Source organism: Actinomadura sp. 1N219 (genome assembly GCF_044326405.1).
GTDB lineage: Bacteria > Actinomycetota > Actinomycetes > Streptosporangiales > Streptosporangiaceae > Spirillospora.
The window spans coordinates 1-10,641 of sequence record NZ_JBIRAY010000034.1 but is presented as its reverse complement, the minus strand read 5'-3'; the positions used below and the strand labels follow the sequence as shown (position 1 = coordinate 10,641).

Below are 10,641 nucleotides of genomic sequence, written 5' to 3'. Positions count from 1 at the left end.
CTGGTCGGCAACGCTTTAGCGGGGGACGCCGTCATGGACGGTTACGAAAACCCCCGTCGGTACCCGGCGGGGGCTTTTGGGGTGGTGGGCCTAGGAGGACTTGAACCTCCGGCCTCATCCTTATCAGTTCGTTCCGCTCCAAGGTCATCATCTCGCGCGGCCGTGCTGACCTTCTGCTGAGCGCTGATCTCGTTCGGTGTTGTCTGATGGTGTTGCCGTCACGGCTGCCGTCACTGCCGTCATCCACAAGCCGTGGGTCTGCCTGTGGATTGGCGGCCTGCCGCACATCGCGCCCTGCCTGTGCTTCCCGTCCGCCGTCGTCCCGTGCACCGCGCTGCCGGGCCAGGGCCAGGGGGTGAAGGTGGAGCGCCCCACCGGACGAACGACCTTCACCCCCTGGCCCTGGTCTGGTAGATCTCCGATCGGGACGACGGCGGACGGGAAGCACAGGCATCTCCAACCACCAAGGACCGTCACGGGCGCGGCCTGGCCTTCCCAGAGTCAGAGTGCCCCCGCCGGAGGCGTGTTCGAACCTTTTGCGGGATGTACGCTCACGCTGTCCCGACAACAGGTACTCCGGGGTGCCCGAGGTCCATGCGGCCGAACCGGTGGGAGTAAGAGGCGGCTCACGGGGCGGCCGTACGCGTGACGTGCGATCGACGTTCCTGAGTAGTCCCCATCGGACCCGGTTCAGAGCTGGCGGCGGCGCGACCCCGTGGCGGCCGGTCGGGCGGGGGCTGGCGGAGGTGGCGCGATGCGTGGCCCGGCGCGGTCGGCCGGTGACCGGCGCCCACGCCGCATGCTCCGGGCGGCCTGGCGCGGGGCCGCGCAGCGGCCTGAGCGCCGCCGCCCCTTGAATCTAAATTGGCTGAATTCGGCAGAGCATCGCTTGTGTCTGTGCCTAGCGGCGGGGATGCGCTTCGGTTGCGTCCTTGATTAGGGATGCGATGTCGTCTGTCAGTGCTGGAGTCGTGGCCACGGTGGCGGTCGATGCAAGGGTGTGGTCGGTGCCGTCTTGGTCGGTGACCCTGGCTCCGGCTTCGCGGGCGATGATTACTCCGGCGGCCATGTCCCAGGGTTTGTTGGACAGGGTGACGCTGGCGTCTAGCTTGCCTTCGGCGACCCACGCTAGATCGATGGCGACTGATCCGAGCATGCGGACGCGTTGGACGCTGGCGGCTAGGCGTTCGGTCAGGGCGATGCGGCGCCGATTCTTGGCCTGGGCGTTCTCGCCTACCGCGTAGTCACCTATGGCGACTATGGCGTCTTTGAGAGTGGTGGTCATGCTGGCTTGTATGCGGCGGTCTCCGAGGTAGGCGCCGGTGTGCTGGGCTGCGTGGTAGCGGGTTCCGAAGAATGGCAGGTCGATGACTCCGACCACGGGGCGGCCTCGTTCGATGAGACCGATAGATATTCCGCAGAGGGGGATGTTGCGGACGAAGTTGGCGGTGCCGTCTATCGGGTCGATTGCCCAGAGGAGTTCGCCGGTGGTGTCTCCGCTGATGCCCTCTTCTTCGCCGAGGATGGCGATGTCTGGGGTTCGCGCTTTGAGGTGGTCGCGTACGGCGCGTTCTACGGCGTAGTCGACTTCGCTGGCCATGTCGCGGTCACCCTTGGCGGTGAGAAGGCCGGGGACGCGGGTGCGCACTAGATCGCTGGCTATCTCTGCCGCCTTGAGAGCGACGGGCAGTAGAGCTGCGGGTGCGTCGGTCATACGGTGCGGCCTCGTTCCCATAGCGCGTTGAAGATCTCTTCGAACGTCTCATACAGTCCGGCGCCGGTCGCGTTGCGCTCGGCGAGGAAAGTGGGCGAGTCGACTCCGCGGGCGGTCGGTAGGTAGGGCTGCATCACGCAGAGCCGGTCGTTGATGAGGGTGATGTTGAACCGGATCGTCTCGTCGTAGACGGCCACGGACAGCCGGTCTTGGCCCTCGGGTGACAGTCGCCTCCGTAGGCGGGTCAAAACCTCGATGTTCAGGCGGGTGAGGGTCGTGAGGTGGTTGTCGCTGTAACCCTCCTCGCGCTCGCGGGCTCGGATGGCTTCGCCTTCGGGGTCCAAGAACAGGGCCTTCAGGGCGGTGCCGTCCTCGATGAGGCGGTAGAGGCGCTGGTCGGGGTACTGCTGGCACAGCATGTTGAGGGAAAGGCCGGCGGCCCGGATGCTGCTGGCGCCATCGAGTAGGGCGTGCGGCGGGTGGGCGAATGAGAACTCGGCGCGGGTGGGGAAGACGGCGGTGACGTCGGCGTAAGGGTTCGGGCCTACTCGGTCGGCGGTCGATTCGAGGTCGGCGCGTTCGTCGCTGGGGGCGTGGGCGGCGGGTTCGTCCGCCAGGACGTGCGGCGGGCATGGGGCGAACAGCTCGTCGGCGGTCCACTCGGGGAACATCGCCTCTAAGACGCGGCAGTGATCGGTGTACGGAAGGCGTTTGAGTTCGCCGGACGTCCAGCGGTGGAGTTGAGCGCGGCTGGGTGCGGTGCCGGTGAGTTCGGGCGAGATCTTCTTGGCGGCCTCGTTGTAGGCGGCCTGGAACATGCCGTACCGATGTAGGCGGCGCTGGCGGATCATGATCTGCAACAGGATCGGTTGGGGGGACACCGGCCGTCCTCTCTGGGTGGGCGTTCACCAGGCTAGGCGCGGCACGTGATCGAAGACGAGACAAAGTCGAGACAGTTGCAAGACGTTGATGTCCAAGACGAGATGATCACGGCGTCGTGACGCAACGTGACGTGTTGGCACGGTGTCGTCATGGCGAGCGAATGCACCTCTTGCAGGGGACGCGGGGTCAAGCGGCGTGTGGCGCGACGGACGTTGGCGCCGGGGCACGTGGCGGGCGTTCCGGTTGACAGCCGTCAGGACCACTGCCCCGACTGCTTGGGGACGGGCCAGGTGTCCGAGCGGCAGGGCGGTGCGGAGTCGTGAACGCGCGGGACTTCGAGTTGCGGCTTCTGGCCGACCTGCGAACCTCGCTCCTCGGTTTGGGCCTGGCGGTCCGGTTGGACGAGGGGATGCCGGGGCTGCTGGTGAGTACCGCCAATCCGGGTTTGTTCGTGTGGGTGTTCGTCGGGGCCTCCGGGCGGACGTTCACCTGGCGACGCGACGACAGCAAGCATCCGGTCGATGACGTGCCGGGCGCGGCGGCCCAGGTCGCTCGCTTTGTGACCGCCCAGGCCGGGCAGCTCAACGGGTCGGCTGACGACCACTTCGACTAGCGCTCTCGGCTGGCCTGGCGGGCTGGCCCATGAGCGCATTGAGCGGCAGAGCCGGCGGCGCGGCGAGGACGGTCCGTTTCGTGATCACCTCAAACGCCCCCCGGGATCACGAGCGGCAGGCGGGCCAAGCCCCGCGCCTCCGGCTCTGCTTCCAAGGAAGCGAGTAATAGGTGATGGGTTCTTCTATCTCCCGCGACGGCGAACTTCGGGTGTTGGGTGATCTGTGCCGTGCCCTGGTCATGCGCGGTCTGTGCGTCCAGATGCGCGACGCCGTTCCCGGACTGACCATCACTCGGGCGGGCGGAACAACCGCAGACGTCGTCGGCTACGTCGTCGTGAACCGTCGCAAGGGCGAGGTGTCCTGGTGGCGGGTCGACAACGTTCACCCGGTAACCGACCTGGACGGGGCGGCGGAACGGATCACCGCGTTCATGGCCGAGTCGACGGCGCCTGACCGGCAGAGGTCCCGGCCGTGAAGTCGTGGGCGGAAGACACTCCGGATGATGTGACAAGGGCGGTCGTCACCCTGCAGCGCCGGTTTCCTGGGTCGTCGGTGTGGTTCGGACGGCACACGTCGCGGTGGTGGGCTGTGATGCCTTGGGCTAAGCGGTGGGTGCTTCTCGAAGCGGAGACGCCATTGGAGCTGGCGGACAGGATGGCTGAGGCGTTCGGGACGACTGTTCCAAGCGCGTGACCGGGCCTGGTGGAGTCCGATAGTCGTGACAGGCAAGGTGCGTTGGGCGTACATTGATCTGACCTGGTAAGACAACCTGTCGGATGATGGACGGTCGAGATATGAGCCTTGAATCCGTGCCGCCAAAGTACGCCCAGCTCGTCACGGAGCTTCAACGGCGTATCGAAGCGGGCCGGTACGCCCCCGGTTCGGCGATGCCCAGCGAACACCAGCTCATTGACGAGTTCGGGGTGAGTCGGCCAACCGTGGTGGCGGCCCTGCGAGTTCTCCGCGATCAGGGGTGGATCGACTCCCGGCAGGGCAAGGGCCGGTTCGTCCGCGGGCGTCCTGCTTTGGCCTCCCTGGACAGCGCGCGAGCGGGACAGACTCGGCTGACGGGTTCCGAAACGGCCATCCCCGGTGAGGTGCTGGCCGCTGGGGTGGTCGAGGCTCCGAACCGCATCCGTTCGCTTCTCGACCTCGGATCGTCCGGCAAGGCGTTCGTTCGCCGGCGACTGCTGACGACTGACGGTGCGCCGTCTGAAATCCTGTCCCTGTGGATGCCTCTGGAGCTTGCGGAGGGGACGGACCTGACCAGCGCTGAGCCGCTGAAGCAGGGCATGAGGCAACACCTGGAATCGCGCAAAGGCGTGACGTTCGATCATGTCATCGAGCACATCGTCGCGAGGATGCCGACCGGCGAGGAAGCGTCCGCCTTGTCGATGGGTGAAGACGTCCCGGTCCTCGTCGTCTACGCGACTGCGCGTGACGCTGCTGGCAGTCCCCTGCTGGTGGTCGACACGGTCCTGCCCGCTGACATGCACGAACTGGAAGACGCCTACCCGCTGGCGTGACCGCATCCGGCCACACGCCGGTTAGTTACTTGATAGACCAAGCTGGGTAGTCTTATGATCGCATCACTTGATAGGTCAACTGACGTACAGTTGACCGAACAGGAGGCGATCATCATGGCGGTACAAGGTCCGTTCAAGGTCACGTTCGGGGATGTGTTCCCGTTCGGGGCGTTCATCAAGGGCGGGGTGGAGCCGGTCCGGGACTTCGACCGGTCGACCCGCGAGAACTTCGTGCAGGCGCGCGACAAGGAGTCCGGCGAACTGGTGTGGGCGGTGGAGGTCCTGGACGCCGACCCGGAGTCCAAGGGCACGTTCAAGGTCAAGTTGTCGGCGCCGGTGCAGCCGATCATGCCGGAGGCTCCGGCGGGGTTCCCGTTCGTGCCGGTGGAGTTCGACGGGCTGTCGGTGACGCCGTACGTCAACTCCGGTACCGGTCGGCTGGCCTACTCGCTGAAGGCAGCGGTGATGCGTCCGGCCAATTCCCGGGGCGGCGCGGCCCGCAGCTCGGGCAAGGACGGCGCTGCGAAGGATGCGGCGTGATGGCGGGCGGGCGCATGTCGGCGCTGTCGCTGCCGATCGACGGCGCGGCCTCAACCGAGTTCCGCTCGTTCCGGGCGCGTACGCCGCTGTTCACGGTGTCGGCGGGTCGGGTCCTGGTCACCCTGACCCTTCCGGAGCGGTTGGGCGCCTCGGATGTGGAGTTCGCGCGGCGCCTGGCCGAGCAGGCGTCGGCGTACGCGGTGGAGGTGGAGCGGCTGTACCGCTCCGGTCGTGGTTCCTCGTCGGGTCGGTCCTCGGGCAAGGGGAGGGCTGCGTGATGGGTGCCTACAGCTACACCACGGTGTCTGTGGAGCCGGACGGGACGGCGCTCACCTCGGTGAGCCTGCACCCGGACGAGCGGGTGTCGGTGCTTTACCCGCGCGGCAAGGACCGGGCGCAGATCTCGATCGCGCACGCCTACGCCCACGTCTCCATCGTTCCGACCAACGCGACCGCACCGACCGCCGAAGACGTCCGGGTGGCGCGCAAGCTCGCCGACTCCTTCGCGGCCTACGCGGCCGAGGTGGAGCGCCTCCACGGCCTCCACACCATTGCGGCCGAACCGGCCGAAGACCCGGCGGCCTGAAATCTGGGTGGGGCGGCTGGAGCTGGTACCTCCGGCCGCCCCGCTTCTCTCCCCTGATCAGCACAAAGAAGAGGTGTGATCCATCATGGCATGGGAGTTCCGCAAGCTGGGACCGGGCGAGAACGTCGCGGTCGAGGCGCAGCGTGACCCGTTCGCGGCCCCCAAGTGGGCGCCTCCGGTGTGGCACATGCCCGAAGGGCTCGTGCTCCTAGTCAACGCCGTCCGCATCATCGTCCGGACCGTGGTGTTCCTGGTCCGCAACGTCGTCCCCGTCTCGATCGCGTCCGGGCTGGGCTGGCTCGGCGTCCGCTACGGATGGCTCGTCCCCGTCCTGGCCCTGGCCCTCGTCGCCGTGGGCCTGGGCGTGTGGGCGCGGGTGGACCGTCCGTCCTTCGTCCGCTGGGTCGCTCGTCCGGTCCGGGCACGGTGGCGGCTGGTCGCGGTGTACCGGCGGCACTGGCAACCCGTCCTGGTCACGGCCGGACTCACCAAGGTGCACAAGGGCCGCGAGTACCTGCCCTCCCTCATCCGCGTCCGCTGCGGGCCGACGTCGGACCGGGTGCTGGTAAAGATGCTCAAGGGGCAGGCCCCGGAGGCGTGGGAGCGGGTCGCGGTCAACCTCGCGCACGGCTTCGGCGCTTCGCTCGTCCGCGTCCGGGACGGGAACAAGCCGGGCCGGGTCTGGCTGGAGTTCGTCCGCCGTGACGCCCTCGCCGAACCCATCCCCGCACTCCCCATCCCCGACACGGCCGACGTCGACCTGACCGCCCTGCCGGTCGGACGCCAAGAGGACGGCTCCCCGTGGCGGCTGCGGCTGCTGGGAACCCACGTCCTCATCGCGGGCGCGACCGGATCCGGGAAAGGCTCGGTGATCTGGTCGACCATTCGCGCGGTGCTGCCGTGGATGCTGGGCGGGCTGGTGGAGGTATGGGCCATCGACCCCAAACGCATGGAACTGTCCTTCGGCCGGGACCTGTTCGAGCGGTACGGGCGCTACTCCTCCGACCCGTCCGGCGGCATGGTCGCGCTGCTGGAGGACGCCGCGACGGACATGAACGCCCGCGCCAACCGCTTCGCAGGCGTGACCCGGTCGTTCACACCCAGCCATGAGTTCCCGTTCCGGGTGATCGTGGTGGATGAGCTGGCGTTCCTGACTGCCTACTGCCCCGAGCGCGACCTTCGAAAGCGCGCCGAGTCCGCGCTTGCCGTGCTCACAACACAGGGCCGATCGGTGGGGTACTGCGTGATCGGCGCGCAGCAGGACGCGCGCAAAGAGGTCAACAACCTGCGCAACCTGTTCCCCGACCGCATCGCCCTACGCCTGGACGAAGACGAACAGGTCGACATGGTCCTCGGCGACGGTGTCCGCGATCGTGGCGCCCTAGCCGATCAGATTTCGTCGGTTCCGGAGGTCGGCGCGGGGGTGGGGTTCGTCCGGCTGGAGACGAGTCCGGATCCGGTGCGGGTGCGGGCCGCGTTCGTCTCCGACGCCGATATCCGGGCGATGGTCGCACTCGGCCTGCCCGAACTCGACATCGAGGGGGCTGCGTGAGGCAACCCACTCTGGACGCTCCCGGCGTCGACGCCTCCCCGCCTGCGCCAGAACCGGTGGTCAAGACGCTGCCTCCGCTGGCGCGCGGGGTGCTGGAATCGGTCGCGGTCGAGCACGGCGTTTGTATCCGGCCGGTGCCGATGCGGCGGGTCGACCTGAACACGGGCACGGCCGAGATGGTGTACGTCCCGTGCGGTCACACCCTGGCCTCGGTCTGTCCTTCGTGCGCTGAACGCAAGCGCAAGCTTCGGGCCGTCCAGTGCAACCAGGGCTGGCACCTGGACACCGAACCCCAGATCACCCGCGCTGATCCGAACGACGAGCAACGCGCGTGGATGCAACTGCGGGCACAGGCACAAGCGGCCCGTGACCGTGCGGCCGAGGACGGGACGGCGGACGGGGAAGACTCCGAGTTCTGGGACGCAGTTGTGCGTGATCTCGACCATGAACTCGAACGGTCGGGCGTGCGGGGTGCCCTGAAGACCGGTGAAGACAGCAAGGGTCGGCGCTCTCGGTCGACCCGTAGGCGGCAGGACGCGCCGGATCTTCCTCGGCGCCCGGTCGACTCCCGCACCGTGGGCAAGGTGTTCCGCGGTAAGGACGGCAAGACCTTCCGGCCCTCGATCTTCCTGACCCTGACCTTGGACTCCTACGGGCGGGTGTGCTCGGACGGGACCCCGGTCGACCCTGCAACCTACGACTACACGCGGGCGGCACGTGACGCCCTGCACTTCTCCAAGCTGGTGGACCGATTCGTGCAGAACCTGCGCCGGTTCGTCGGCTATGACGTGCAGTACTTCGCCACCGTCGAACCACAACGGCGGCTGGCTCCCCACCTGCACATGGCTATACGCGGCACCATTTCGCGGGCTGAGCTGCGGCAAGTGGTGGCCGCGACGTATCACCAGGTGTGGTGGCCTTCGACTGACCGCGTCGTCTTCTCTGGGGAGCACCTTCCGGTCTGGGACGAGATTGCGGGCGAGAACGGCGGCTACCTCAACCCGGCAACCGGCGAGGTCCTCCCCACCTGGGATGAAGCGCTAGACGCGCTCGGCCTGGACGAAGATGCCGAACCCCTGCACGTGCTTCGGTTCGGACGGCAAATCGACGCCCAAGGCGTGATGGTCGATTCCCCCGAGTCCCGCAAGCTCATCGGATACCTGACCAAGTACCTCGTCAAGGGCGTCGCCGAATGCCATAACGCGGAGAGCAACGCGCAGCGTGAGCACGTTGACCGGATGACCGAGACACTCCGCTATGAACCGTGCTCACCCACGTGCGCGAACTGGCTGCGCTACGGCGTCCAGCCCAAGAATCCCCGCAAAGGCATGACGCCGGGCTTCTGCAAGGGCAAAGCACACCGACGCGAACACCTCGGCTACGGCGGCCGCCGCGTCCTGGTCTCCCGCAAATGGTCCGGCAAGACCCTCGCCGATCACAAAGCCGACCGTAAGGCGTGGGTCCTCGCACGCCTGGCTGAGGCCGGAATCCCCGTCACCAACCCGGCCGATCCGAACGCCGTGCACGTCTGGGAACCCGCCGGACCTGGCGACCCAGACGTGAAACCGACCGAGCAACGCCTTCTGCTCCTGATCGATGAACGCATCCAACGACGCCGCCAACTCGACGCGGCGACCAACAACCCCACCCCAGAACTTTCGGCAACTGCGGAGGCAGCGTGACAAGGGAGGCGGTCCCCACCATCGGGCCGAAGCTTCTGCGAGTGCCTCAAGTCATGGAGGCGCTGCAACTCAGCCGGTGGAGGGTGTACGAGCTGATCCGCTCGGGCGCCCTGGAATCGATCAAGGTTGGCCGGGATCGGCGGGTGCCTGTCGATGCCCTCGACACGTTCATTGCACAACTCAGAGAGGACGCGGCCTGATGGCTGAGAGGAAGCCGAAGCGGCGGGCGAACGGTGAGGGGACGATCTACCAACGCAAAGATGGGCGCTGGGAGGGTGCCGCCTACGTCCTCACCAGTGAGGGCATTTACAAGCGGGTGCGCAAGTACGGGAAGACGCGTGAGGAGGTGCACGGGAAGCTCATCGAGGCACAGCGGAAGTCGGCGCAGGGTGTTCCCGTGGCTGACAAACCGTGGAAGCTCGGTGACTACCTTGACTACTGGCTGGAGAACGTCGTCCGTCCGTCCAAGCGGTGGAACACGTACAAGAAGTACGAGCAGACGGTTCGGCTCTACCTCAAGCCGGGGCTCGGCAAGCTGTCCCTCGACCGAATCCGGGTCGCCAAGGTTCAGGCGTTCCTGAACGCGCAGATCAAGGCGGGTCACTCCGTCGCCAAGGTGCACGTGATGCGCATGACCTTGGGTGCGGCGCTGACTCGGGCCATGCGGGAAGAACTGATCACGGTGAACGCGGCCCATCTCGCGACGCTGCCGCCGGCACCTGCCCGGAAGGTCAAGCCGTGGACGGCCGGTGAGGCGCGGGCCTTCCTGGCTGCGGCGAGGAACGAACCGCTCTATCCGGCCTTCGCGCTGATGATGGCCTACGGGCTCCGACGTGGCGAGGTGCTCGGCCTGGCCTGGGATGACCTCGACATGGACGAGCAGACAATGCGCGTCCACTGGCAGTTGCAGCGCATCGACGGTGAACTCTCCCGAACGCCGGTCAAGACGGACGCCGGGCGGCGTCACCTGCCCATGCTCCCGCTCGTCTGGGAAGGCATGATCGAACTGGCCGAACGGCAGATGTACGCCAAGCGCGCGGCCGGTGAGAACTGGACGGAAACGGGCCTCGTCTTCACGACTCGTTCGGGTCGGCCGATCGAACCGCGTAACCTGGCGCGGGTCTTCGAACGGATCTGTACCAATGCCGGGCTTCGTCGTATTCGTCTTCACGACCTTCGGCACACCACGGCGTCACTCCTCAAGAGGATGGGAGTTCCGCCGAGTGACGCGAAAGAGATCCTCGGCCACGCGCGCATCGCGGTGACGCTGGAGATCTACACTCACGGGGACAACGAAGATCACCGTTCGGGGCTCGGCAGAGTGGCCGGGGAACTGTTCGGCAACTCCGAGAGCTAGGGCCGTTGCCGTCACGGTTGCCGTCAAAAGACCCCCGTCGATACCCGGCGGGGGTTTTTGAGGTGGTGGGCCTAGGAGGACTTGAACCTCCGGCCTCATCCTTATCAGGGATGCGCTCTAACCGACTGAGCTATAGGCCCGGGTTGTGCCGCTGTTCCGGCGGCGCAACGTGAGGTTACCCCATCTGG

At 67.0% G+C, this 10,641-nt stretch carries 12 protein-coding genes and 1 tRNA gene; 10 read left to right on the top strand and 3 right to left on the bottom strand.

Features of this window, described 5'->3' with window-relative positions; all coding sequences use genetic code 11:
* Window positions 1-901: 901 nt before the first annotated feature.
* Both ACH35V_RS42240 and ACH35V_RS42235 read right to left on the bottom strand, forming a co-directional pair.
* On the bottom strand, window positions 902-1,714 hold the full coding sequence (locus tag ACH35V_RS42240; RefSeq protein ID WP_395980534.1) for an inositol monophosphatase family protein: 813 nt from the start codon (window positions 1,712-1,714) through the stop codon (window positions 902-904).
* Window positions 1,711-2,595: a DUF5919 domain-containing protein gene (locus ACH35V_RS42235; protein ID WP_395980533.1), complete on the bottom strand. Its 885-nt coding sequence runs from the start codon at window positions 2,593-2,595 to the stop codon at window positions 1,711-1,713. Before ACH35V_RS42235 ends, ACH35V_RS42240 begins: the two co-directional genes overlap by 4 nt.
* A gap of 320 nt (window positions 2,596-2,915) precedes the next feature.
* Here ACH35V_RS42235 and ACH35V_RS42230 point away from each other — a divergent pair, with 320 nt between their 5' ends.
* From ACH35V_RS42230 to ACH35V_RS42185, 10 genes are all read left to right on the top strand, one after another.
* Entirely contained in the window at window positions 2,916-3,209 is a 294-nt protein-coding gene (locus tag ACH35V_RS42230; RefSeq protein WP_395980532.1) for a hypothetical protein, read from the top strand.
* A gap of 173 nt (window positions 3,210-3,382) precedes the next feature.
* Complete coding sequence (locus tag ACH35V_RS42225) at window positions 3,383-3,685, top strand: hypothetical protein (protein WP_395980531.1); 303 nt, start codon at window positions 3,383-3,385, stop codon at window positions 3,683-3,685.
* Window positions 3,686-4,004: 319 nt separating this feature from the next.
* A complete protein-coding gene (locus ACH35V_RS42220) occupies window positions 4,005-4,736 on the top strand; it encodes a GntR family transcriptional regulator (RefSeq protein ID WP_395980530.1) in 732 nt (243 codons plus the stop codon).
* Between the two features lie 114 nt (window positions 4,737-4,850).
* Window positions 4,851-5,276: a plasmid replication, integration and excision activator gene (locus tag ACH35V_RS42215; RefSeq protein WP_395980529.1), complete on the top strand. Its 426-nt coding sequence runs from the start codon at window positions 4,851-4,853 to the stop codon at window positions 5,274-5,276.
* Window positions 5,276-5,554 (top strand): hypothetical protein, encoded by a 279-nt coding sequence (locus ACH35V_RS42210; RefSeq protein ID WP_395980528.1) that lies wholly within the window; start codon window positions 5,276-5,278, stop codon window positions 5,552-5,554. The genes ACH35V_RS42215 and ACH35V_RS42210 overlap by 1 nt, the downstream gene beginning before the upstream one ends.
* Window positions 5,554-5,862, top strand: a complete 309-nt coding sequence (locus tag ACH35V_RS42205) for a hypothetical protein (protein WP_395980527.1) — start codon at window positions 5,554-5,556, stop codon at window positions 5,860-5,862. The genes ACH35V_RS42210 and ACH35V_RS42205 overlap by 1 nt, the downstream gene beginning before the upstream one ends.
* 85 nt (window positions 5,863-5,947) lie before the next feature.
* The gene (locus tag ACH35V_RS42200; protein ID WP_395980526.1) at window positions 5,948-7,414 is read left to right on the top strand and encodes an FtsK/SpoIIIE domain-containing protein; all 1,467 of its coding nucleotides are present in this window, start codon (window positions 5,948-5,950) and stop codon (window positions 7,412-7,414) included.
* Between the two features lie 56 nt (window positions 7,415-7,470).
* Complete coding sequence (locus tag ACH35V_RS42195; protein WP_395980535.1) at window positions 7,471-9,096, top strand: replication initiator; 1,626 nt, start codon at window positions 7,471-7,473, stop codon at window positions 9,094-9,096.
* Window positions 9,093-9,296, top strand: a complete 204-nt coding sequence (locus ACH35V_RS42190) for a helix-turn-helix domain-containing protein (protein ID WP_395980525.1) — start codon at window positions 9,093-9,095, stop codon at window positions 9,294-9,296. Before ACH35V_RS42195 ends, ACH35V_RS42190 begins: the two co-directional genes overlap by 4 nt.
* Window positions 9,296-10,453 carry a tyrosine-type recombinase/integrase gene (locus tag ACH35V_RS42185; RefSeq protein WP_395980524.1) on the top strand — a complete coding sequence of 386 codons (1,158 nt, stop codon included), beginning with the start codon at window positions 9,296-9,298 and terminating at the stop codon, window positions 10,451-10,453. The genes ACH35V_RS42190 and ACH35V_RS42185 overlap by 1 nt, the downstream gene beginning before the upstream one ends.
* A gap of 63 nt (window positions 10,454-10,516) precedes the next feature.
* Here the strand turns inward: ACH35V_RS42185 and ACH35V_RS42180 are convergent.
* Window positions 10,517-10,593: transfer RNA gene (locus ACH35V_RS42180), tRNA-Ile, on the bottom strand.
* Window positions 10,594-10,641 lie beyond the last annotated feature (48 nt).

Bases quoted from the DNA above. Each gene is read 5' to 3' on its own strand.
- ACH35V_RS42240 (WP_395980534.1), bottom strand. From the start codon at position 1,714: ATGACCGACGCACCCGCAGCTCTACTGCCCGTCGCTCTCAAGGCGGCA.
- ACH35V_RS42225 (WP_395980531.1), top strand. From the start codon at position 3,383: ATGGGTTCTTCTATCTCCCGCGACGGCGAACTTCGGGTGTTGGGTGAT.
- ACH35V_RS42220 (WP_395980530.1), top strand. From the start codon at position 4,005: ATGAGCCTTGAATCCGTGCCGCCAAAGTACGCCCAGCTCGTCACGGAG.
- ACH35V_RS42215 (WP_395980529.1), top strand. From the start codon at position 4,851: ATGGCGGTACAAGGTCCGTTCAAGGTCACGTTCGGGGATGTGTTCCCG.
- ACH35V_RS42210 (WP_395980528.1), top strand. From the start codon at position 5,276: ATGGCGGGCGGGCGCATGTCGGCGCTGTCGCTGCCGATCGACGGCGCG.
- ACH35V_RS42205 (WP_395980527.1), top strand. From the start codon at position 5,554: ATGGGTGCCTACAGCTACACCACGGTGTCTGTGGAGCCGGACGGGACG.
- ACH35V_RS42200 (WP_395980526.1), top strand. From the start codon at position 5,948: ATGGCATGGGAGTTCCGCAAGCTGGGACCGGGCGAGAACGTCGCGGTC.
- ACH35V_RS42185 (WP_395980524.1), top strand. From the start codon at position 9,296: ATGGCTGAGAGGAAGCCGAAGCGGCGGGCGAACGGTGAGGGGACGATC.